This window comes from Halorhabdus sp. SVX81 (assembly GCF_029207715.1).
Lineage (GTDB): Archaea > Halobacteriota > Halobacteria > Halobacteriales > Haloarculaceae > Halorhabdus.
Genome location: NZ_CP104322.1, coordinates 758,763 through 781,573, shown reverse-complemented (window position 1 = coordinate 781,573; position 22,811 = coordinate 758,763). Strand labels below are relative to the sequence as shown.

The following is a 22,811-nucleotide window of genomic DNA, read 5'->3' as shown; positions in this document are numbered from 1 at the left end:
ACAGCACCGCCCGGCACACCCAGTAGTGATAGGTATATAACAGGAATTTGTCCGGAGACGAAGGCCGAAATCGATCGCTTGAGCGCCCCAAAGGAATGGGTTTTTCCCCGTCGGCCGCGGACCCAGAAGACGAGATGCCGTTCGTCATGACGTTGACAGTCGAAAGCGGGGATCGCTACGTCCTCGAAGACGTAGTGACCGAGATCAAAGAGGCCGCCGAGCAGAAGGGCGTGGAACTGAAAGGCCCCCATCCCCAGGCCCCCCAGGAGCTTCGCGTTCCCCAATCGGCGGACCTCAGTGCGGACGGCAACCGACTCGATCCCTGGCACTACACAGTGTTCACCCGGACGATCGAGATCATCGGGCACGACGAGTTCGCCCGCGACATCGCCGAGTGGGAGTTCCCCGAGCGCGTCCACATCGAGGTGTCGGTCGAGCAGCGCCGCGGTGCCGGTCGGTGAAGAGGGGGCGATTACGGGACGACAGCGCGTGCGATTTACATAGCACAAACGTTTCTGCGGACGTATGACCGAAACCCCAGAGCATCTCAAGCAACTTCGACGTGATCTTCATCGACACCCAGAACCGGCCTGGCGGGAGTTTTACACGACAGCCCGCATCCTCGAGGAGATCGAACGGATCGGTGTCGACGAGGTGTTCGTCGGCTCCGAGGCTCTCGACACTGCCGCCAGAGCCGGCGTCCCGGACGAAGACGACCTCGCCCGGTGGCGGGAACGTGCGAGCGAGGCAGGCGTCGACGAGGCGACACTCGACCGGCTCGACAGCGGACAGACGGGTGCGATCGCCGTCCTCCGGCGCGGCGAAGGACCGACCGTCGGTCTCCGGGTCGACATCGACGCACTCCCGCGAACCGAATCGAGCGATCCCGACCACCGGCCCGTCGCCGAGGGATTCCGGCCCGAACACGACGACGCGATGCACGCCTGCGGCCACGACGCCCACGCAACCATCGGCGTCGGCGTCCTCGAAGCCATCGCCGACAGCGATTTCGAGGGAACGCTGAAACTCATCTTCCAGCCCGCCGAGGAGGTTATCGGCGGCGGGCACGCCATCGCCGAGAGCGGCCACCTCGACGACGTGGACGCGCTGCTGGCGATCCACATCGGTCTGGACTACCCGACCGGCGAGATCGTCGCCGGGATCGAGGGCATGTTCGCCGTTTCGAATTTCCGGGCGGAGTTCGCGGGGGAATCGGCCCACGCCGGCGGTCACCCGGATCACGGCCGCAACGCCGTCCAGGCGATGACGACGGCCGTCGGGAACCTCTACGCGATCCCGCGACACACCGACGGCGCGACGCGAGTCAACGCGGGGAACGTCGGCGGCGGATCGGCCTCGAACGTGATCGCCGAATCGGCGTACATCGAGGGCGAAGTCCGCGGCGGGACAACCGAACTGAGGGAGTACATGCGCGAACGCGCCGAGACGGTCATCCAATCGGCCGCGGAGATGCACGAGTGCGGGGGAAGCGTCGACTGGGGGGCCCAAGCCCCGAGCGCCGATCCCGACCCGGAACTTCGGCGACTCGTCTATGACGTCGCAGGTACTGTCGACGGCGTAGCGTCCCGACGCGAACGGGGTGAACTCGGCGGTAGCGAGGACGCCACGTACCTCATGCGTCGCGTCCAGGAGCACGGTGGCGAAGCGACCTTCGTCGGAATCGGGACGGATCACCCGGGAGGTCACCATACGGCGACGTTCGACGTCGACGAGACGTCGATCGGGATCGGGGTGGACGTGCTTCGAGAGGCGATCCTGGCGATCAGCGAGCAGGAGTTTTGAAATGGAGAAGAGTGGGGCAGCCGAACGAAGCGCCTCCCTCTATCAGTACTTCGCCTCGGCCCCGGTCGTCTCGTAGACGTCCTGGATGAGGTCGTCACGCCGATCCTGCCAGGCCTCGAAGCCACTCGGTGACTCCGGATATGCCTCGTAGTGCTCGAGGAGTTCGTCGGCGTGGCGTTTGGTCCGATAGAGGTCGAGAATCGTCCCCCAGTGGCCCCGACTCTTCAGTGCCGTCTTGAGTTTCAGCGACCAGCTCAGGTCAGCCGAGCCCGAGTACAGCGCCTCGGAGAGTTTCGTCATCGGGAGGCTGGCCAGCATGCCCGTCAGGTCGTCGATCTCGTAGGCGGTCGTGAAGATGTTGTAGACGTCAAGCGCTGCGTAGCGTGCGCCGAAGTGCTCCATGACGCGTTCGTTGTACCGCCACAGCGTTGCCTCGGAGGGGTCGCCGTCCTCGACGGCCTCGATGGCCTGGTCGGCGGCGTACTTCCCGGCGTAGGCTGCGCCGGCGATCCCGCCGCCGGTCGTCGGGTTGACGTGGGCTGCGGCGTCGCCGATCGCCATGAACCCGGGCGCAGTCGCGGAATCGTAGGGTCGACGGGTCGGAATCGCCGCGCCGAGTTTGTCCTTGACAGTCGCGTTTTTGAACTCCGCGCGGTTCTCGATGTCCCGGCGGAGTGCGTCGACGAGTTCCATCGGTTCCTCGCCCATCTGAAAGCCCAGCCCGACGTTGATCTCCGTCTCGGTCCGCGGGAAGTACCACAGATAGCCCGCGGATCGCTCGGTCGGTTTGAGCACCAGCGCGTCGTGCCAGTCGACGGGTTCCTCGACCTCGATGATCTCCCGATACCCGGAGCTGAACTGGGAGTAAGTGACGTTGGTGTCGAAGGTCGCGTCGGCGAGATCGGCCTCGTCCTGGAGGATCGACAGGGCACCGGCGGCATCGATCACAACTGGGGCTTCGTAGGTGACTGGCCCACCCTTGCGGATCGCCTCGATGCCGGTGACGCGAGCGCCGTCCTGGCGCACCGTATTGACGACAGTGTCGTAGTGGAAGGTTACGCCCGCGTCTTCTGCCCCTTCGATGAGTAACTTGCCGAACTCAAGGCGGTCGATGACGGCGAGTTCGCCCGGGACGGGGATGTCGACGGCGGTGCCCTCACTCGGGAGTTCGAAGTGGCCGTGATCGACGACCGAATTGGTGATCGACGGTTCGATCTGCGAGCGTGGGATCGCCTCGGGGAAGTTGCTCGCGCCTTTGAGTGCATCCCCGCACGCGATGTGGCCGGCCTCCGATTCGGACTTGCGCTCGACGATCACCACGTCGAGGCCCTCCTCGGCCATGGTCGCCGCCGCGTAGCAACCGGAAACGCCGGCTCCCACGACGACAGCGTCGTACTCGGCGGTGGTCATGGACTCCGGTCAACGCCGGACGGGGTTAACTCTTTGCGCTTGGGCAGCGATCATGAGTAGTGTCGCGTTGGATGGTTGGAATGGTGAATGGAAACAGCATGAAAGCCCCGAGCCGTTCGAGTCGGGGGGACCGCGACTGCGCTCCTCACTCTGTTCCGGTGCTTGTCGGGTCCGCCTTCCTCGAACGGCCCGCCCCTTTCAGTCCCACCCACGTCTCCTGGTTGAGAAGCCTATACGGGTGGGACTGAAAGGGGCCGGGCACTCGTCGAGCGAGAACCCGCAAGCACGCCGTAGGCGCGCGCAGCGCGGTTCGCAGCCGGCGAGTGCCCGGGGGCTTTCACGCTGTCTGTGGTGGTCTCGACTCCCGATATGACTACCGAAACACCAGACAGGACCGAACGACGATAGTGGAAGACATCTAATCGCCGAGACAGTGATCGCCGTCCAAGATTGGCCGCTATCGGTTCGAATACCAGTCGCCGTTGGAATTTTCGATCCACAATCGACGCTCGTGCCCGTTCGCCTCCGTCACCACGACGAAGAATCCCGTCTTCGTATAAAAATCCTCCTCCGGCGATGGCACCGCGGAATCAAATCCACTCTCGCCGTTCGCTAACTCTGCACTGAGTCCGAACTCGACCTCCGGGACTCGGAGTGCAAACGAGCGCTTACCGGGAGCCACAGTGACCGTTTTCGTACTGACTTCTTCCAGAAGATCGATGAGAACAAGGACTGTATGCTCACTGTCGGTGCGGTTTTCGACGAATATCGGAACCGTCGCTTCCGTCTCGGATCCGCTCGTCAGGCCCACACCCAAGAGCCCGGCACCGACTGCGGCACCACCGAGACCGAGAACCGCTCGCCGGGATATTTCAGGCGGCATATAAAGAAGCTCTCCCGTCAAACCATATGTTTTTTTTTGGTTGAACGTAGATGCCACCCCCGTCGATCCCATAAAGAGTTTTGTCGGGGACTTGCGTACGCCACCCTATGGCTGAATACACCGTCGAGTTTGTGGGCACCGGGGAAATCATCCAGGTCGAGGACACGGACACCATTCTGAGCCGGTGTCTCGACGAAGGGATCGCCCAGGAGTACTCCTGCCGGGTCGGCATGTGTCTCGCCTGTTCGGCGAAGATCGTCGAGGGCGAGGTCACCCAACCGGCTGCCCGGGGACTGACCGAGGAAGAGAAAGAGAACTACGCGCTGACCTGCATGGCCCGCCCGCAGTCGGATCTCAAACTCGACCGCGGCAAGTATCCCCCGAGCATCGAGAGCGAGGCGGCCGTCGAAGCGGGTGCGGGCGACGAAGCAGCCGCGGACGACTGACGAATTTCTTCCGGCGTCGGGCACGTAGGGGACGATAGCGCGCCATTGAACCACACATTAGACGAGTTCTCGAAATTCGCCGTACCAGGATCGCGCACGCTCGGCGTCATCGCGTCGTTGGTAGATGATGTCCGACTTACAATCTGGTCCAGATAATCGAGCACCCCTGGATCAATCCGTTGGCAATCGCGCCAGGCCCCCGGTATCTCTGTGTGAAATGTACAGCGCACCATCAGCCGCCGACACGCCAATCTGCGAGGATTCCGGGTTGTATTGCCACCGACGCGAACCGCTGTCAGGGTCATAGGCAGCGATTTCGTTGTCGCTGGCAACAAAGAGAACCCCACCGACACGCCCCAGCGATTGAACTGTCCCGCCGATGTGGACATCAGTCGTCGTCTGCCATCGCCGGGTGCCATCGGGGGAAAAAGCGTCCAGCCGAACCAAGATACCGCCGTCGGGGTCAACGACCGAGCTCGCAACGAAGGCGCCCGCAGAAGTCGGCGTCACCCTCTCGAGTTCGTATCCGACGCTTCGACGCCACTGAATGGATCCATCCGCACGGTCGATGGCGACGAGTTCATCCGGACGTTCGTCACGGCTACTTTGCACATAGACGTGCTCGCCAAGCCAGAGTGGCGATCCAAAATGACTGGAGACGTCGCCAGCAACCGCAGTCTGCCATCGGATATGGCCATTGCTGGCCCGGCGCATGCACACGGTAGAATATGAGTCACTCCGCCAATACGCCGTGAGGACCCACTCATCCGCAGCTACGACGGAGGGAGACCCATCGCGAGCTTTCGACTCCCACAGCACTTCACCAGTCCTCGGAGCGTGCGCCACCAGCTTCTCGTCTCCATCCGAGTTCGGAGCCGAAAGGAGGCACACCGACCCACTGAGCGTGGGGGACCTACTGAACGGAGAGGGAGGGTACGGATCGGCTTGGCCCGACAGCTGGAAACGACGTGTACCATCACGCGCATCGTAGCCGGTGACTCCACGGCCGTCCGGAGCGGTGCCGAACAGCAACGGGCCCTGACGATCGAGCCATCTGTTCTGTGCCTGGCCCTCCACATGCCATAGCTTCGCCCCCGACAGTCCGACCGTGTAGAGGTCACCGTCAGTGCTGTGGACATGTACCGGTCCACCCGATGCAGGGACAGCCGGTCGTGCCTCGATCGGGCCACCGGTTTCGAAGCGAAAGGTTCGCTCCCCGTCAGCACTGAACGCGTGCAGTTGCGTATCCTGTCCACCGACGACAACGTGTTCATCAGTCGCGGCTGGTGGGCCCGCGGCCATCGCAGACGAGAAATCCCGTTCCCAAAGTGGTTGCACACCTGTCATCACCGACTGGAAGTTGCACCCGGCCAGCGCGAGCGTCCCAACCGACGTAAGCGAGACGAGGGCCTGACGGCGAGAGTAGTACCGGCTGCCTTCTCGCTTGGTTGCGGGCTGTCGAGAGTTCTGTGTATCGCCAGCGGTGTCGGGTTCACGCATCGGTAATCGCCTCCGGGGCGAGCCGTGTCAGACCAAACGTTTGTCCCAGATAGACGGTCTCGCCAGCTGCCTGTGCCCACTCCACGCCGCCGCCGTCCTCGAAGGGCCGCCCATCAAGCGGAACTGTCCGGACACGTGTCCCGTCCTGTTCGTGGACATAGAGAACGGTCGGGTCGAACGGGATAGTGCCGCTTGAGCCACGGATGCGGTGGTTCCCGCCGACCAGCGTCACCAGGCGATCACCGACCGGCAGTGGGCCGTGCGTCACGGCGTTCCCGAGGTCATCGCGCCAGAGCTGCTGGCCCGAGACCGTGTCGAACGCCCGGAGAGTGTAGTCGGCACCACCAACGTACACGCGGTCATCGGCCACTAGCGGACGAGTGAACACGGTATTTGACAACTGGCCACGCCACAGTACGCTCCCAGTCGTGGAGTCCATCGCCAGTAGTTCCTCCGTGGCGGCACCGAGATATGCAGCCCCATCAACAGCACTCACGGCTGAGAGCGCCGCCCCAATCTCGCGAGTCCATTCGACCGCCCCAGTCCGATCGAGGAAGAGAACACGGCCGTCGACGAGGGGTGCAATCACCCCATTTGCTGTCGCGCCAGGAGCACCCGACAGCGACGCGGGCAATGGGTGGATGAAACGCGTCTCACCGTCGGCGCGGTCGACCACGACCAACCGATCAGGGATGTCATCTTCGGTGCCGGAGATCGGGACCACAAGACGGTCGCCGAGAGGAATCGGGGCAAACTCGACGACGCCGGGGTCAGCATCGTCGATCGGAGCAAGCGGGCGCTGCCAGATGGTGTCACCAGCGGCCGCATCGACGGCGATCATCGTTTCGGCCTTCGAAATGGCATAAGCCTGGCCGCCATCGACACCAATGGGTGAGTTTTTGCCTTTCCCGACTGTCACCGTCCACGTGGTTTCCCCGGTGGTGCGATCCAGGCCAGCGACGATTGGCTGGTCGCGGAACGGACCGTGCCAGCCAGCAAGGAGATGGCCTGTGGCGGTCATGGCGACGGATGAGCACTCGTGAATTCCCGTATGCCACGAGCGCTGAATCGGGGGCGATTCTCTCCCGCGGAGACTGGCACAGCCAGCGATGCCGCCAACGACGCTTCCGAGGACGGCGAGGGCTCCACGACGTGTCACGGAGGGCATATCCCAAATGGTACAATAGCCTATATTTCAGTCTAACGAATGCCTTTGCGTCGTCGCAATCACCAACGATGAACGTGAGAACAATCCGGAAAGCACGATCATCATGGTGTCCGACTAGTTCTGGAAGAGAACCGTCTTTGAGCGACAATCAGCTCACTCACCTGCCGAACGCATTTTTCGACGCCGATCCTGCCCCATGTCATGGAATACACCACCCCCGGCTCCACCGGGATGGAAGTCAGTCGAGTTTTGCCGCCGTATCGCCGATGAGGCCGTCGAGAACTTCGGGCGTCGTCGGGTGGTAGGCCCGGTCGGGGATCTCCCGGACGTCGAGTTCCATCTCGACGGCGAGTTGCATCGTCTTGGCCATCACGTCGGCGTGATAGTGCAGTCCCTGATACCCCAGGACCGTGCCGTCGGTGCCGACGACGAGTCGGGCGAGGCCGTCGGCAACGTCTTTCGTCTTGAACACGCCGTCGCTTGATGCGTCCCGAGTGGCCGTCACAAAGTCCAGGCCGGCAGCCTCGGCGGACTCGACCGAGTGGCCGACGCGGGCATAGGGGAGGACGCCGAGCCCCGAGAAGATGACGTGGTGGTGGACGTTCTCGTACTCCTCGAGGGTGTCGCCGTCACGGTGATGGCGGATATTGTCCGCGGCGGTAAAGCCCTCTTCCTTGGCGACGTGAAGGATCGGTTCGCGGCCGTTGACGTCCCCGACGACGAACACCCGGTCGTCGCCTGCGGCCTGCATCGTGTCGGAGACCCAGCTTTCGCCTGGCGAGAGTGACGTGTTCTCGATGCCGAGGCGGTCGAGTGCCGGTTCGCGGCCGGTGAAGGCGAACAGTTCGTCGGCTTCGACCGTGTGCGTTTCCCCACCGGCGTCGACGGTCATCCGGACGCCGCCGTCCGCTGTCTGCTCGACGGACGTTCCCTCGGCGTCCAGCAGCACGTCGACGTCGAAGTGCGCCTTGTAGTAGTCGAGCAGTTCCTCGCCGAAGGGCTCGTCGGCCTCCTCGAGGACGTCGGGGAGCGCCTCGACGACAGTCAGATCCATGTCGGCGGCCTCGGTCAGGTACGGGACGAGTTCCAGCCCGATGTACCCCAGCCCCAGGGCGATCGCCGAATCGCCGAACTCGGTCCGGTCGAGGACGTCGGCACTTGTCCCGACCGGGACATCCTCGATGCCGGGGATCGGCGGGATCGCGACGTTCGAGCCCGTCGCAATGACGACGTAATCGGGCTCGATCCGACGGCCGTCGACGTCGAGAACCCGATCATCGACGAATCGAGCAGTGTCGTGGATGAACTCGACGTTGTCCTGCTCGGCAAGTTCGGCGATCGCGTCGCGGCGATGCTGTGCGAATCCCGAGGTATGCTCGTTCTTGCGCTCGACGACGGCTTCGATATCGACATCCGGCACCTCACCGACGAGTCGCTCGTCTTTCCGGGCCGCAAATCGGTGCTCGGCGGCCGAGAGTACTTCCTTTGAGGGCATACATCCGCGGAGAATACACAGGCCACCGCCGGGGTCGCCGTCGTCGATCAGTGTGAGTTCGATCTCGGGATCGTCGGCCAGATCACCGGCGACTGCCGCGCCGGCACTTCCGTATGCGCCAACGACTGCGACGTGAATGCTCATACAAAATGACCGGCGTGGGCGAACAAAACCGTTTGGAACGGCGAGTTACTGGCCCCATGTTCCGGGCACACGCCAATCCGGTTCCCAGAGAGTATCGGGGCCAACGGCTCTCTAAGGGCGATAGATGGAGTCGGTGATCTGTGGTGGAAAGGGCAGGCCATATATGCCCGGGCCCCGTATAAGCACACGAATATTGGTGTTACACAATCGTCGCGCGAGACGGCCATATTCCCTGTTCAAACCATGACGAGCCGCGTATACAGACTCCACTCGACGCTCGAACTGCCCCTCGAAGACGTCCACGATCACTTCGACGACCCCGAGTTGCCCGAAGAGATCGACGACGTTGAGATCACGCGACGGAACAACACGCTGATTTTGAGCGCGGTCGCCACTGATGAGAGCATCAGCAAATACACGCCGACCGCCCAGCTCAAGGCCAGCGTGACCGAAAATCGCGTCTACGAGGAAGAACCCGAACCCCCACGCGGGACCGGCGGTGGCGGCCAGTGGGGCGCACTCGAAGAGGAGGAAGAGGAGATCGAATCCGAACTCGTCGAGTACGCCTGCTTCAAGGGGGACCGCGAGACGGTACTGCAGAACACGACCCTGCAGTTCCCGATGTTCGAAGTGCTGTGTGGCATCGCCGAGATTGCCGAGAAGGGGACACTCACGGCGATCGTGGCGGTCGACGAGGAACTACAGGCGGTCCAGATCGTCGACGGCGAACGAACGCCAGCCTCCGTCGCCGTCACCGAGGACCCCGCCGACGACGAGGGAGAAGGCGGGGTCGACTGGCGCGACAACGAATTCATCCACTGAGGCGACGCTCCCGACGGGCTGGATTGTCCGTTTCGAAAGACTCTTGCGGAGCCTAATTATATGTAATTACACGCATGACGAGCGCAGCCGACTTCCCCGCGTATCTCGACGTCGACTATTCGGACGGCGACGGCGAGGACCCCGCGGATTATCCGAGCATCGAGCACAAGATCGAGAAGGCCATCGAGGTCACGAAGGAAGGGCTCGAACAGTACGACAACCCGGTCGTGATGTGGACCGGCGGCAAGGACTCGACGCTGACGCTTTACTTCGTCAAAGAGGTCGCCGACCGCTTCGATCTCGAGGTCCCCCCGGTCGTGTTCATCGACCACTACCAGCACTTCGACGAGCTCATCGACTTCGTCGAACACTGGGCCGACGAATGGGACCTCGAAGTCATCTGGGCCCGTAACACCGACGTCGGCGAGTACGTTGAGGCGAACGGGCTCGAACCCGGTGACGACATCCCTGTCGATTCGCTGAGCGAGCACAACCAGCACCACATCCGGAACATCCTCGAATACGAGGAAGATACGTTCCCGTTCCTGCTGGATACCTACGTGGGCAACCACCTGCTGAAGACCGTCGCGCTCAACGACGCCATCGAAGAGCACGACGTCGATGGGATCCTCAGCGGCGTCCGCTGGGACGAACAGGAGGCCCGCGCCGACGAGACGTTCTTCAGCCCGCGCCACGACCCCGACATCTACCCGCCCCACGACCGGATCCAGCCGATCCTCCAGTTCGCCGAACCGGATGTCTGGGAGGCCTTCTGGCACTTCGCGGTCCCGGACACGGTCGAGGCGTTTCCGGACGATGGGTACGTCCCGCAGGGCCAGGACGATCTGCCGGAAGGCGTCGAGAAGGAAGACGTCCCGGTCAGCCCCAAGTACTTCGCCGGTTTCCGGTCGCTCGGGAGCCAGGTCAGTACGGACAAATCCGCCGAAGAGCCCGCCTGGCTCCAGGACATGGCCAACACGACCGAGCGCGCCGGCCGCGCCCAGGACAAGGAAGACCTGATGGAACGGCTGCGCGATCTCGGCTACATGTAAGGACGACCTTTTTACTTCGGAGGGTCGCAGGGCGACCCTCCTCGCAAAAAGCTCGACCAAAAAGGCCGGACGCTCCCGTCGGTCGCGTCCGGTGAGTGCCAATCAATTCCACGCAGTCACAACCGCTCAGGGCCGCCCCGAGCATCCACTGAAAAGTACCGGCGTGCCTACAACTTATTACCTTGCATTGTGAAAACATCCCATATTGGAACGAACATGAGCGAGACAACCGAGTCGGTCCGTATCCTCCACGTCGATGACGAACCGGACTTCCTCGATATCACGGCCGAATTTTTACAGCGGAAAAACGAGCGGTTCACGGTCGACGTTGCGACGAGTGCCGCGGATGGGTTGGATCGCCTCACGGAGAATGCCTACGACTGTATCGTTTCGGACTACGAGATGCCGGGCCAAGACGGGATCGAATTTCTCAAAGCCGTTCGCCGGGACCACCCTGACCTACCCTTCGTTCTGTTCACCGCCAAAGGAAGCGAGACGATCGCCAGTGAGGCAATCTCGGCCGGGGTGAGCGAGTACCTCCAGAAGGGAAGCGGGACCGATCAGTACACGGTACTGGCCAATCGGATCGAAAATCTCGTCTCCCGCCGCGAAGCCGAGATCACGGTCGCCCGGTACGACCAACGGGAGCGCGAAAGCGAGCGGTATCGGCGGGAACTTCTGGATATCACCGCCGATCCGGACACCACAACCGACGAGAAAGCCCATCAGTTGCTCGAACTGGGCCGCGAGCGCCTCGGCGCTGAAAACGGCCATCTCGTCAAGATCGACGAGGATCGGAACCGACACGAAGTGATCAGCGTGACCGGGTCCGAAATCGTCCAGAAGGGAGTAACCGACCTCTCGAAAACGTACTGTCGACGAACGATCGACTCCGACTCGATCTTCGACGTTCACGACGCCCCAGGAGCTGGCTGGGAGGACGATCCTGCCTACCAGCACTTCGAGTTGGGCTGTTACATCGGCCGGAAACTGCTCGTGGAGAGTGAGTTGTTCGGCACACTGTGTTACGTCAGCAGCGACCCGCGTGAGGAACCGTTCACCAACGACGAGAAGACGTTCTTCGAGCTGCTCGCCCGGTGGTTCACCCAATTGCTGGAACGGAAACGCTATCGGAGCCAGGCGGAGACGGTGTTCGAACACGCCCAGGATGGGATCTTCCTGGTCGACGTCAGCCCCGAGCAGCGGTTTCGGATCCGGCGGGTAAATCGGGCGTACGAGGCGCTGACCGGCCACTCGACCGAGGACATCGAAGGGAAAAGCCCCACCGACATCTACGGCGCTGAATTCGGGACCGAAATCGAGACCCAGTATCGTGAGTGCGTCGACCGAGAAGAACCGATCGAATACGAAGTGGCGTTGCCGGTCGGTCCCCACGACGAACCCAGGCAGTTTCACACGAAACTCGCACCCGTCGTCGAGGCGGGCACGGTCGTCGAGATCGTCGGTGCAACCAGAGATGTTACCCAGCGCAAGGAACGACAGTCGAAACTTGAAGCCGAGCGTGCGTTCATCGAGGAAACACTCAACAGCCTCGAAGATGTGCTATACCTGATCAATCCCGATGGCAGCCTCCGTCGCTGGAACGATCGCCTCGGTGCGGTGACCGGCTACGACGACGAGGAGATCGAGACGATGGCGGCGACCGACTTTTTCCCACCAGAAGAACGCGAGCGCGTCGCCGACGCGATCGACGAGGCGCTTGGGACTGGCAGGGCAGTTGTGGAAGCGGACGTGCTCACGACCGAGGGCGAACGGATCACCTACGAGTTCACCGGGACGCGATTGACCGACTCGTCCGGCGACGTGCTCGGGGTGGCCGGAACCGGTCGGGACATCGCCGACCACAAGGAACGCGAACGCGAGCTCAGACAGTACCAGCAGATCCTCGACGCGATGCTCGATCCAGCAACGGTCATGGACGAGAACGGAAAGTACACGGTCGTCAACAACGCGATGGCAGCAGTCCACGAAATGACGGCGGCGGAGCTTGTCGGCGAACCCAGCCCGTTCATCCGGGAGCTTCGCGAAGCGCGTTCGGACGACCCCTACCGGGAACTCGTCGATGGCGAACGCGAGGAGTACCGCGGGGAGTTCACGATGGAGATCCCCGACGCCGATCCGATCTATTTCGAGTATCGGCTCAGTCGGCTGACTATCGACGGGCGCTTCTGTGGGATTGTCGCCGTGGGCCGGGACGTCACCGACAGGACGCGTCGCGAGGACACTCTCGAAGCCCTCCACGAACGAACGCGCCCGTTCATCACGACACCGGATCAGGATGCCGTTGCCGAGCACGCCGTCGAGACGGTCGCGAGTGTGCTGGGCCAGGAGATCAACACTGTCTGGCTCTACGACGAGGACAGCGAGACACTGGAACCGGCCGCCTGGACCGACGCTGCCGCGGAACTGGTGGGTGAGATGCCGAGCTATACCGGGACGGAGAGCCTCTCGTGGGACGCCTTCTGGAGCGGAGAGGTACTGGTGATCGACGAGATGAGCGCGGTGAACGACCGGCACAATCCCCAAACGCCGATCCGGAGTGAAATCATCCTCCCGCTGGGCGAGTACGGCGTGATGAACATCGGATCGACGGAACCGGACGCCTTCGAAAACATTGACGTCTCGCTCGCCCGTGTCTTCGGCGACATGGTCGAAGCAGCTCTCATCCGGACGGACCGGGAGGAGGAACTCCGTGACAGACGTCGTGAGCTCGAACGCCAGAACGAGCGTCTCGAAGAGTTCGCCAGCATCGTCAGCCACGACCTCCGCAACCCGTTGAACGTCGCCGAGGCACGGGTCCAGCTCGCCCTGGACGAGCGCGACAGCGAGCACCTGGACGTCGCGGCGAAAGCGATCGACCGAATGGTTGTCCTGATCGACGATATCCTCCAACTGGCCCGGGAAGGCGAACGGATCGACGAGATGGAACGTATCGACCTCGAGACGATCTGTGCCGACTGCTGGGACGCCGTCGAGACAGCCGAGGCGACGCTGTCCGTCGAATCGAACCGGCCGATCCGTGCCGACCGGAGCCGGGTTCGACAGCTGCTGGAGAACCTCTTTCGCAACGCGGTCGAACACGGGGGCGAAGACGTACAGATCACGGTCGGCTCCATGGCGGACGGGTTCTACGTCGCCGACGACGGGCCGGGTATCCCGCCGGACGAACGAGAAACCGTCTTCGAGAGTGGCTATACGACCCGCGAGGACGGAATCGGGTTCGGGCTCGCGATCGTCGCCGAGATCGCCGACGCACATGACTGGGACGTCGCTGTGACCGACAGCGAGGACGGCGGCGCTCGCTTCGAGATCACCGGCGTCGAAGCCCCGTAGGGTCGGTGCAGATGCGTCTCACTCCTCGAGACTCTCGATCAGTGCCTCTAGCTGGCCGACGTGTTCCTCGAACTTCTCGCGGCCGTGATCGGTCAGTCGGTAGGTCGTCTGCGGGGAGCCATCCACGAACTGCTTTTCGACGGCGACGCAATCGGCATCCTCGAGTTTGTTCATGTGGCTGGCGAGATTGCCCTCCGTCATGTCGAGTTCCTCAACAATTTCCGAGAAGCTCGACTCGCCGTACCGGTACAGATACGCGAAGAGTTGCAGCCGCGTCGGCTGGTGGACGAGTGTGTCGAAGTCCATGGATCACCGTGTCAGGGAGGCATACGCAACGACGGCGTACAGGCCAAAGAGGACACCGAAGAGGCCGACGCCGACGTATCGCAGGAATGCAACGTAGGGTATCATCGAGGCGAAGGCGAGCGTCCAGACGCCGCCGGCGTAGAACACCAGGCGATCGCGGCGGCGGACGCGGTAGGCCGAAAGGACGACGCCCGTCAGGAGCAACGCCAGTCCGAGGACGGCGATCACGAGCCCGAAGTACAGGGTCGCCCGGTCGAGTCCATCGACCTGTCCGGCGACCTTCCCCGGGACGCTGGTGGCCGCGACGAGGAACGCACCCAGCGACCCGAAGAGGGCGCGCCAGCTCGGCGCTGTCTCGGGCGCGTCGTTGCGGGGGAGCCTGGTAGCCATCACCCACAGCGCCAGGACGGCCACGACGACGAACACGCCCCAAATGAGGACGTACGCCGTCGCGGAAAGCGTCTCGTGGAAGAAAAAGGTCACCTGAACGCCGAGCGCGACTGCGCCGACGAGCACGCCGGCGAGCAACCACAGTCGAGCGCGGCCGGGATACCGCTCGGCAAGCCCCATCGCGCCCTTGATATCGTCGAGTTGTCGCTGGAGTTCCGCCGGGTCGACGTCTTCGTCACTCATCGGTCGATCACCCGAGTTCCGCACCCCGGAAGCGCCAGTAGCCGATCGCCAGCGGCACGACAGTCCATGCGAGCAGGATCACGACACTGAACCAGGGTTTCAGGTAGAACGGGATCACGCCCAGTGGTTCGATAGGGAGGTGGTTCGCCGGGTCAAAGATGAGATACGTCGCGTTCAGATACGAGCCGGCGGGCGTGAGGTTGTGGACGAACTCATAGAAGTGCTGGCCCAATTCGAGGCCGAGTGTCTCAGCCAAGAGGAACCGTACCGCGTCGACCAGCGAGAAGTTTTCGAAGACGATCAACACGTCCGTAAGGACGTAGAAGCCGACCGCACCGGCGATCGCCCGGGATCGAGTATCCGTCGCCGCCGAGATGGCGACCGACGGCCCGACGTACGCACCGACGAACACCACAGTCAGGACGATAAACGTCCCCGAGACGCCGAGTTCGAGGCTGGGATACATCACGACCCCGATGAGGCCCCCGACCACGAACGCGACGAGCAATGACCCGACGATCAGCAGACTTCGCGAGAGGAACTTCCCGGTCACTACGGCCGCCCGCGAGGTCGGCTGGCTCAACAGGAACGCGACCGTGTTCGACTCGCGCTCGCCGGCGATCGCCAGGTAGCTTCCGGCGATGGCGATCAGCGGAAGCAGCAGGGTCGTCAAAAAGACCTGGTTGAACAGCGCCGTGGCGAGATCAGGCTCGGACGCTGTCCCCTCCGCGTAGAGGATCAGCGCCGTAAACGCGACGTAGATCCCCATCACGCCCCAGAGTAGTTTCGAACGCCGAACGTCACGGAAATCGTTCCGGGCGACAGTGAGCGTCTGGCTCATGCCGTCACCTCCGGGGATTCCGTGTCGGTCTCGTCCGCCGTGCTCTCGACATCATCCACCGGCTCATCCGTCGATTCCCCGTTGGCGTAGCGATCGAACAGCGCCTCCAGGGACGCCGGCTCGGAGATGACGTCCCGGATTTCGGCGACCTGATCGACCCGACGGATGACCTCGATCTTCGCGCCGGCGTCGGTCACCAGCGCAGAGAGCGTGCTGTCCTCGACGCTCATAGCGGCCACGCCATCGAGATCGGTAAGGTCGAAGCCCTCCGGCACCGCATCCACGCGAACGTCCAGCGGCGAATGCGTCTCGGTCCCGTCTCTGAGTTCGTCGATCGTCCCCTCGGCGACGAGGTTGCCGTCGACCAGAATCCCGATCCGGTCACAGACCGCTTCGACCTCCGAGAGGATGTGACTCGAGAAGAAGACAGTCGTCCCGTCGGCGGCTTCCTCGCGGATCAACTCGCGCAGTTTGGCCATCCCGCGCGGATCGAGCCCGGATGAGGGTTCGTCGAGGATCAACACCTCGGGATCACCAACGAGTGCGCAGGCCAGCGCGAGTCGCTGCTCCATCCCGGTCGAGAACCCGCCGGCAGACCGGTCCCATGCGTCCTCGGTGAGTCCCACTCTGTCGAGGAGTGCATCCGGGTCGACAGCCACGTCCTTGAGATCGGCCGCGTATTTGACGTGTTCGCGGGCAGTGAGTCGCTCGTAGGGCGAGAACGCCTCCGGGAGGACACCGGTGCGCCGGCGAAGCGCCCGGGACTCGCGTTCGATATCGTGGCCAAGCACCGTCGCCGAGCCCGACGATGGATCGAGAAAGCCAAGCAGGAGGTTGATCGACGTCGACTTCCCCGCCCCGTTCGGGCCGAGAAAGCCGTAGACTTCGCCCGTCTCGACGCTGAGGTCGAGCCCATCGAGGGCAGTCAGATCACCGTACTCCTTTCCGAGGTCGTCGATCTCGATGGCGGTCATCCGCGGATACCTCCCGAGGGCGGTCGACTCGGGTCTCGCCTCGATGCCTCTCGACGCTCGCGACCAGGGGTACCACGTCGGCTCTGGGGAAGGGCCGTCACGACAGCGGGGATCATGCGTACGATTCCGGTATCCGCCCGCCGTTCAATAAACTTTGCGTCGCAAACTGGCTTTTCGATGCAAAGTTTGCTGGTTCGGGACTTGTCCGAAAGTCAAGAAGGATGCCAGAGACCGCCGATCGGATGCTGGCGAAATCAGCTACCGCCAGTGGCGGTAGGAAAACGCCGGCACGCAACACGCAGTGGAAGCGTTCCGTTCTTCAGTAACACAGGGCTCCTTCGTTCCCCTCGTAGAGTTCCACCGTCACGCTGCCACCTTTTTCTTCGTCGGGTTCGCTCCCTTCGGTCGCGAACCGCTCCTCGAAAAACGTGGGCGAAAAACCGGTCTCGTTCCACTCGACCGGCCAAACCGCTCGCCTTGCTCGCGGTACGTTACCGCTCTTCTGAATCGAGTACGCGGATCTGATCCCCACGAACCGTCACGGGAATCGGAACCGTCGCCTCGTAGAGTTCGACCGTGACCTGATCTTTACCCTCGTCGATTCGCTGGACCTGGGCCTTCTCGCCCTTGAACGGGCCGGCGATGAGTTCGACGATGTCGCCCTCGGCGATCCCCTCGACATCCGGCGTCGGCGAGAGGAAGTGCTCGACCTCCTTGATCGAGGACTTGCCCTGGACGACGCCGTTGGCGTGGGGTATCTCGTCGAGAATCCGTTCGAATACCGAAGCATCCTCTGCCTCGACCATGACGTAGGAGGTCAGGCTGTCCGGCGCGAGTGCGGCGTGGACCGAGTCCTCCTCACGGTTCATGATCATGTCGGCGACGGTGCGCTCCTGACTGGCCGTGGTCTTGACGGCGAAGATCCCCATCACAGACCACCCGATAGCGGTACCATGAGGACGAAGATGACGAACCCGAGCAATCCGACCAGGAGGATGCCCGCGCCCGCGATCTTCGCGATCTGAGAGAACTCCTGCCAGGAGGGGGTACTCGCGAGCTTGAGTACCCGCACGTATGACGTGATATCGTACGGAACGTCCATGGAAGAGGGTTGCAACTCGGGGCTTTTCTATCTATTGATGGCTCTCGACGCTGAGAGCAGGCAAACGAGCAACCAGCGGGCGCAAGCGAGAGGAGCGCTACTCGACGTAATCGATGTCGTCGCCCATGCGCTGGGCGGCCTTCTCGCGCTCGGCCTCGCTTTTGCCGTAGATCTGTGGACTCTCGACGCCCGTGACGACGATCATCGTCTCCATCTGGCCGTCGTACTCGTGGTTGACCGACGCGCCCCAGATGATCCGGGCGTCCGGATCGATCCGGTCGTAGATCTCCTCGACGACGCCCTCGGCCTCCTCGATGGACATGTCCGGGCCACCGACGACGTTCACGAGGGCGCTGTTGGCACCGTCGAACTCGACGTCCAGCAGCGGCGAGCGCAGGGCCGACCGGATCGAGTCCTGGGCCTTGTTCTCCGAATCGGACTCGCCGAGGCCGATCATCGCGACGCCGCCGTTCTCCATGATCGTCCGAACGTCGGCGAAGTCGACGTTGACCAGGCCGGGCTTGGTGATGAGTTCCGTCATGCCCTTCACCGAGCGCATGAGGACGCGGTCACAGATCTTGAAGGCGTCCTGCAGCGGCATCGACGGGGCGTAATCGAGCAGCCGATCGTTCGGCACGACGATCACGGTGTCGCTGACGGCACGGAGGCGCTCCAGGCCGGCGTCGGCGTTGGCCCGCCGTCGCTCACCCTCCGCGGTGAAGGGGATCGTGACGATCGAGATCGTCAGCGCGCCCGAATCCTGGGCGGCCTGTGCGATCACCGGCGCAGCGCCGGTGCCCGTCCCGCCGCCGAGACCGGCCGTGACGAACACCATGTCCGAGCCGTCGATGGACTGCTGGATGTCCTCGATGTTCTCCTGGGCGGCCTCCTCACCGATCTTCGGCACCGAGCCGGCCCCCCGACCGCCGGTGCGCTTCTTGCCGATCAGGATCTTCGTGTCGGCTTTGACCTCGTCGGCGAGGTGTTGGGCGTCGGTGTTTGCCGCGACCAGCTTCGCGCCGTGGATCCCCTCCTCCATCATCCGGGTGACCGTGTTGCCGCCAGCGCCCCCCGCGCCGACGACCGTGATCTTGGTTTCGAGGTCCTCGACGACGTCGGCGAGTTCCTCGTCGGTCATCTGGCCGGACGTCGCCGGTTCCTCGGCCGACGTGTCTGTCGATTCGGTGCTCCCCTCGACCGGCGACTCCTCGGGGTCGTCGTCGGTCTCCTCCATGGCGTCGTCGATGATAGAGTCCATATTTAAATGACTCGTAGCGGGTCAGGACTAATTATCTTTCCCCTCCGGTCCGACGCACGTCAGACAGCCGCACGGTTGGTTCGGCGTCGAGCACGCCCAACAGCCGGATTTGCGGGGCCGGCATCACCGATCGTGCCTGAAGTGTGCCCGAACACGATACGCCCCGCAAACTGCAGGTTGCAGAAGGCTTTTTCTCGGTGGCGGGATAGTTCGGACCTACATGGTAAACGATCTCAATTGGGCCATCGGCGGGGAGGCCGGCGACGGGATCGACTCGACGGGCAAGATCTTTGCCCGGGCGCTCTCGCGGGCCGGTCGCCACGTCTTCACCTCCAAGGACTTCGCCTCGCGCATCCGGGGCGGGTACACCGCCTATAAGGTCCGGACCGCCGTCGAGCGCGTCGAGAGCGTGGTCGATCGGCTGGACATCCTGATCGCGCTCACCGAGCGGACCATCGACGAGAACCTCGACGAACTAAAGGAGGGCAGCGTCATCATCTACGACGGCGAGCAGACGACGATGGCCGACGTCGAAGTTCCCGAGGGCATGATCGGCCTAGAGATCCCACTCAACAGCCTTGCCGAGAAGGCCGGCGGGGCGATCATGCGAAACGTTGTCGCGCTGGGGGCCGCGAGCGAAGTCGCCGGCTTCCCCGTCGAATATCTCGACGAAGCCCTGGTCAAGCGCTTCGGCGAGAAAGGCGAGGCGATCGTCTCGAACAACCGGGAAGCGGCCCGACTCGGACGGGACTTCGTCCGCGAAGAGACCGACTACAGCGAGGAGTTCTCCCTCGAAACGACCGACGAGGACTACGTCCTGCTGAACGGTGACGAGGCCATCGGCATGGCCGCGATCGCCGCCGGTTGTCGGTTTTATGCGGGCTATCCGATCACGCCCGCGACGGACATCATGGAGTACCTCACCGGGCGGATCGAGGCCTTCGGCGGCGCGGTCGTCCAGGCCGAGGACGAGTTATCGGCGATCAACATGGCGCTGGGCGCGGCCAGGGCCGGCGCGCGGGCGATGACCGCCACGTCCGGGCCGGGGATCGACCTGATGAGCGAGACCTTCGGGCTGGTCGCCACGAGCGAGACACCCCTCGTGATCGCCAACGTGATGCGTTCGGGGCCATCGACCGGGATGCCCACAAAGCAGGAACAGGGTGACCTGAACGCGATGCTCTATGGCGGGCACGGCGAGATCCCGCGGTTCGTCCTCGCACCGACGACCATCGGCGAGTGTTTCGACCGGACCGTCGAGGCGTTCAACCTCGCCGAAAAGTACCAGCTCCCGGTCTACCTGACAGCAGATCTCGCGCTTGCAGTCACCGAGCAAACCTACTCGCCGGAGCGCTTCGACATGGAAAGTGTCGAGATCGACCGCGGCAAGGTCGTCGACCCCGACGAAGTCGAGGAGTGGCTCGACGAGAAGGGGCGCTTCAAGGCCCACGCCGCGACCGAGGACGGCGTCAGCCCGCGCGCGCTCCCGGGAACGCCCGACGCTGCACACATGACGACCGGCCTCGAACACGACGAGTTGGGTCGCCGGACCGAAGAGGAGGACGTCCGCGTCGAACAGGTACAGAAGCGCCAGCGGAAGGTCGACACCGCCCGCGACCGGGAGGACTTCGACTACCGGGAGTTCGGGGATGGCGACGCCGAAACGCTCGTCATTTCGTGGGGCTCCAACGAAGGGGCGATGCGGGAGGCCCTGGGCATGCTCGACGATCGCGGAATCGACGTCCGGTTCCTCTCGGTGCCCTATATCTATCCGCGGCCTGATCTGACCGACGAGGTCGAGGCTGCGGAGAACGTGATCGTCGTCGAGTGTAACGCGACGGGGCAGTTCGCGGACTTGATCGAGCACGACACACTGACGCGCGTCCAGCGCGTCACGAAGTACACGGGCGTCCGGTTCAAGGCCGACGAACTCGCCGACGAGATCGAAGGGGCGATCGCCGGCGAACGCGCCCCACAGGAGGTGAAACGATGAGTTCCGACACGCACTTCACGGACTTCAAATCTGACAAGCAACCGACCTGGTGTCCCGGCTGCGGTGACTTCGGGACGATGAACGGCATGATGAAAGCCCTCGCCGAAACGGGCAACGACCCGGACAACACGTTCGTCGTCGCCGGGATCGGCTGTTCTGGCAAGATCGGGACGTACATGCACAGCTACGCGCTGCACGGCGTCCACGGCCGCGCACTCCCGGTCGGCACTGGCGTCAAGCTCGCCAACCCCGACCTGGAAGTGATGGTCGCCGGCGGGGACGGCGACGGCTACTCGATCGGGGTGGGCCATTTCATCCATGCCGTCCGACGGAACATCGACATCACCTACGTCGTGATGGACAACCGGATCTACGGCCTGACGAAGGGCCAGGCCTCGCCCACCTCGCGACAGGGATTCGAAACCGCGACGTCGCCGGACGGGACCGTCGAGCCGCCGGTCAATCCACAGGCACTCGCACTGGCTGCCGGCGGGACCTTCATCGCCCAGTCGTTTTCCTCGGACTCCCAGCGCCACGCCGACTTGGTGCAGCAGGCGATCGAACACGACGGTTTTGGCTTCGTCAACGTCTACTCGCCGTGCGTGACGTTCAACGACGTCGACACCTACGACTACTTCCGGGACAGCATCGTCAACCTCGACGAAACCGATCACGATCCCGGTAACTACGAGGCGGCCAAGGATCGCATCATGGACCCGGGGGCCGAACACATCGGCGTCCTCTATCAGAACGAGGACAGCGTTCCCTTCAGCGAACGTGAGGGGATCGATCGGAACATGGCCGACATTCCCGACGGCGCGCCCGAACGCGCCGATCGGCTCGTCCGGGAGTTCTACTGAACGCGCGAGGCCCCGGCCTGGCAGGCCACGGGTTATAAACGAGCGGCCGGATTACTGAACGAACTGATGGCCCCAGACACCACACCGGCGATCACCGACGACGACCGACTCTTACTCGGCGCGGGATTTGCCTTCGGCGTGATGACGACGCTCATCGTTCTGGTGCTCGTTCTCGTCATGAACGGGACACTCGCCGCCGGCGAACTCGTGACGACATCGGACGGACTCATCGCAATCGCGGGGATCGTCTTCGCGGGGATTCTCGGGATCGCGCTGTACGTCCTCGCGTTCCCCGACAACCGGGCCAACATTCCGATCGCAGCCGACGACGAACGACCGCGAGAGTGACGCCTGCCCGGTCGAGCGACCCCGGGCGCGAACCCGACGAGTAGGCTGCCGGCGACGCCGGGTTTTTGCCCCGTTCCGAGAAAGGTCACACATGACCGACTTCGACCCGGACCGCTTCACCGACAAGTACGAGCACTACTTCACCGAACTCCAGCAGGCCTATCGCCGGGCGTTCGAAGCGATGTCCGAGCGCCACGACTCCGACCTGATCCACGGGATCGACCAGCGAATCCTCGCCGAAAGCGAGCCCTTCTACGAGGGAGACGGCGAGTTCCGGATCGAGTTGCCCGACGACGCCAGTGATCGACTCCCCGACGTGGACGCCGACCGCCTGGAGACGGTCCTCGGGGAGTACACCGGCGAACTCGAAACCCAACTGCGCTCCGTCTTTGATTTCGAGGAGGCGCGGTAGTTGTCGG

At 63.4% G+C, this 22,811-nt stretch carries 22 protein-coding genes; 10 read left to right on the top strand and 12 right to left on the bottom strand.

The annotated features are described in order from the left end of the window. The first annotated feature begins 134 nt into the window (after positions 1 to 134). Positions 135 to 461, top strand: a complete 327-nt coding sequence (locus tag SVXhr_RS03755) for an uS10/mL48 family ribosomal protein (protein ID WP_275740867.1) — start codon at positions 135 to 137, stop codon at positions 459 to 461. A 64-nt stretch (positions 462 to 525) separates the two neighbouring features. Beyond that, on the top strand, positions 526 to 1,803 hold the full coding sequence (locus SVXhr_RS03750) for an amidohydrolase (RefSeq protein ID WP_275739582.1): 1,278 nt from the start codon (positions 526 to 528) through the stop codon (positions 1,801 to 1,803). Positions 1,804 to 1,845: 42 nt separating this feature from the next. On the opposite strand, the gene SVXhr_RS03745 is transcribed toward SVXhr_RS03750, so the two are convergent. Both SVXhr_RS03745 and SVXhr_RS03740 read right to left on the bottom strand, forming a co-directional pair. Continuing rightward, on the bottom strand, positions 1,846 to 3,213 hold the full coding sequence (locus SVXhr_RS03745) for a geranylgeranyl reductase family protein (RefSeq protein ID WP_275739581.1): 1,368 nt from the start codon (positions 3,211 to 3,213) through the stop codon (positions 1,846 to 1,848). A 457-nt stretch (positions 3,214 to 3,670) separates the two neighbouring features. Continuing rightward, positions 3,671 to 4,117, bottom strand: coding sequence for a hypothetical protein (locus SVXhr_RS03740; RefSeq protein ID WP_275739579.1), 447 nt, complete (start codon positions 4,115 to 4,117; stop codon positions 3,671 to 3,673). 86 nt (positions 4,118 to 4,203) lie between these two features. Between SVXhr_RS03740 and SVXhr_RS03735 the strand changes: the two genes are divergently transcribed. Next, on the top strand, positions 4,204 to 4,542 hold the full coding sequence (locus SVXhr_RS03735; RefSeq protein WP_275739577.1) for a 2Fe-2S iron-sulfur cluster-binding protein: 339 nt from the start codon (positions 4,204 to 4,206) through the stop codon (positions 4,540 to 4,542). A gap of 171 nt (positions 4,543 to 4,713) precedes the next feature. On the opposite strand, the gene SVXhr_RS03730 is transcribed toward SVXhr_RS03735, so the two are convergent. From SVXhr_RS03730 to SVXhr_RS03720, 3 genes are all read right to left on the bottom strand, one after another. Then, entirely contained in the window at positions 4,714 to 5,889 is a 1,176-nt protein-coding gene (locus tag SVXhr_RS03730; RefSeq protein ID WP_275740865.1) for a PQQ-binding-like beta-propeller repeat protein, read from the bottom strand. Positions 5,890 to 6,034: 145 nt separating this feature from the next. Next, positions 6,035 to 7,063, bottom strand: a complete 1,029-nt coding sequence (locus SVXhr_RS03725; RefSeq protein WP_275739576.1) for a PQQ-binding-like beta-propeller repeat protein — start codon at positions 7,061 to 7,063, stop codon at positions 6,035 to 6,037. Between the two features lie 385 nt (positions 7,064 to 7,448). Next, positions 7,449 to 8,849: an NAD(P)/FAD-dependent oxidoreductase gene (locus SVXhr_RS03720; protein WP_275739574.1), complete on the bottom strand. Its 1,401-nt coding sequence runs from the start codon at positions 8,847 to 8,849 to the stop codon at positions 7,449 to 7,451. Positions 8,850 to 9,092: 243 nt separating this feature from the next. On the opposite strand from SVXhr_RS03720, the gene SVXhr_RS03715 reads away from it, so the two are divergent. The 3 genes from SVXhr_RS03715 to SVXhr_RS03705 all read left to right on the top strand — a co-directional run bounded on the left by SVXhr_RS03715 (position 9,093) and on the right by SVXhr_RS03705 (position 14,077). Beyond that, entirely contained in the window at positions 9,093 to 9,671 is a 579-nt protein-coding gene (locus tag SVXhr_RS03715) for a hypothetical protein (RefSeq protein WP_275739572.1), read from the top strand. A gap of 74 nt (positions 9,672 to 9,745) precedes the next feature. Continuing rightward, positions 9,746 to 10,723 (top strand): phosphoadenosine phosphosulfate reductase family protein, encoded by a 978-nt coding sequence (locus tag SVXhr_RS03710; RefSeq protein ID WP_275739570.1) that lies wholly within the window; start codon positions 9,746 to 9,748, stop codon positions 10,721 to 10,723. 216 nt (positions 10,724 to 10,939) lie between these two features. Next, the gene (locus SVXhr_RS03705) at positions 10,940 to 14,077 is read left to right on the top strand and encodes a PAS domain S-box protein (RefSeq protein ID WP_275739569.1); all 3,138 of its coding nucleotides are present in this window, start codon (positions 10,940 to 10,942) and stop codon (positions 14,075 to 14,077) included. An 18-nt stretch (positions 14,078 to 14,095) separates the two neighbouring features. On the opposite strand, the gene SVXhr_RS03700 is transcribed toward SVXhr_RS03705, so the two are convergent. The 7 genes from SVXhr_RS03700 to ftsZ all read right to left on the bottom strand — a co-directional run bounded on the left by SVXhr_RS03700 (position 14,096) and on the right by ftsZ (position 19,191). Next, positions 14,096 to 14,383, bottom strand: a complete 288-nt coding sequence (locus tag SVXhr_RS03700; RefSeq protein WP_275739567.1) for a transcriptional regulator — start codon at positions 14,381 to 14,383, stop codon at positions 14,096 to 14,098. Between the two features lie 3 nt (positions 14,384 to 14,386). Beyond that, positions 14,387 to 15,016, bottom strand: coding sequence for a hypothetical protein (locus SVXhr_RS03695; protein ID WP_275739565.1), 630 nt, complete (start codon positions 15,014 to 15,016; stop codon positions 14,387 to 14,389). 7 nt (positions 15,017 to 15,023) lie between these two features. Then, positions 15,024 to 15,857 carry an ABC transporter permease subunit gene (locus SVXhr_RS03690; RefSeq protein ID WP_275739563.1) on the bottom strand — a complete coding sequence of 278 codons (834 nt, stop codon included), beginning with the start codon at positions 15,855 to 15,857 and terminating at the stop codon, positions 15,024 to 15,026. After that, positions 15,854 to 16,831, bottom strand: a complete 978-nt coding sequence (locus tag SVXhr_RS03685; RefSeq protein WP_275739561.1) for an ABC transporter ATP-binding protein — start codon at positions 16,829 to 16,831, stop codon at positions 15,854 to 15,856. The genes SVXhr_RS03690 and SVXhr_RS03685 overlap by 4 nt, the downstream gene beginning before the upstream one ends. 491 nt (positions 16,832 to 17,322) lie before the next feature. Beyond that, positions 17,323 to 17,760 (bottom strand): transcription elongation factor Spt5, encoded by a 438-nt coding sequence (locus SVXhr_RS03680; protein ID WP_015788653.1) that lies wholly within the window; start codon positions 17,758 to 17,760, stop codon positions 17,323 to 17,325. Then, on the bottom strand, positions 17,760 to 17,933 hold the full coding sequence (locus tag SVXhr_RS03675) for a protein translocase SEC61 complex subunit gamma (RefSeq protein ID WP_275739558.1): 174 nt from the start codon (positions 17,931 to 17,933) through the stop codon (positions 17,760 to 17,762). The genes SVXhr_RS03680 and SVXhr_RS03675 overlap by 1 nt, the downstream gene beginning before the upstream one ends. A 97-nt stretch (positions 17,934 to 18,030) precedes the next feature. Then, entirely contained in the window at positions 18,031 to 19,191 is a 1,161-nt protein-coding gene (gene ftsZ / locus SVXhr_RS03670; RefSeq protein ID WP_275739556.1) for a cell division protein FtsZ, read from the bottom strand. A 220-nt stretch (positions 19,192 to 19,411) separates the two neighbouring features. On the opposite strand from ftsZ, the gene SVXhr_RS03665 reads away from it, so the two are divergent. The 4 genes from SVXhr_RS03665 (at position 19,412) to SVXhr_RS03650 (ending at position 22,804) form a co-directional block, all read left to right on the top strand. Further along, the gene (locus tag SVXhr_RS03665) at positions 19,412 to 21,184 is read left to right on the top strand and encodes a 2-oxoacid:acceptor oxidoreductase subunit alpha (protein ID WP_275739555.1); all 1,773 of its coding nucleotides are present in this window, start codon (positions 19,412 to 19,414) and stop codon (positions 21,182 to 21,184) included. Continuing rightward, on the top strand, positions 21,181 to 22,044 hold the full coding sequence (locus SVXhr_RS03660; RefSeq protein ID WP_275739554.1) for a 2-oxoacid:ferredoxin oxidoreductase subunit beta: 864 nt from the start codon (positions 21,181 to 21,183) through the stop codon (positions 22,042 to 22,044). Before SVXhr_RS03665 ends, SVXhr_RS03660 begins: the two co-directional genes overlap by 4 nt. Positions 22,045 to 22,110: 66 nt before the next feature. Beyond that, positions 22,111 to 22,392 carry a hypothetical protein gene (locus SVXhr_RS03655; RefSeq protein ID WP_275739552.1) on the top strand — a complete coding sequence of 94 codons (282 nt, stop codon included), beginning with the start codon at positions 22,111 to 22,113 and terminating at the stop codon, positions 22,390 to 22,392. 91 nt (positions 22,393 to 22,483) lie between these two features. After that, the gene (locus SVXhr_RS03650; RefSeq protein WP_275739550.1) at positions 22,484 to 22,804 is read left to right on the top strand and encodes a DUF5783 family protein; all 321 of its coding nucleotides are present in this window, start codon (positions 22,484 to 22,486) and stop codon (positions 22,802 to 22,804) included. The last annotated feature ends 7 nt before the right edge of the window (positions 22,805 to 22,811 follow it).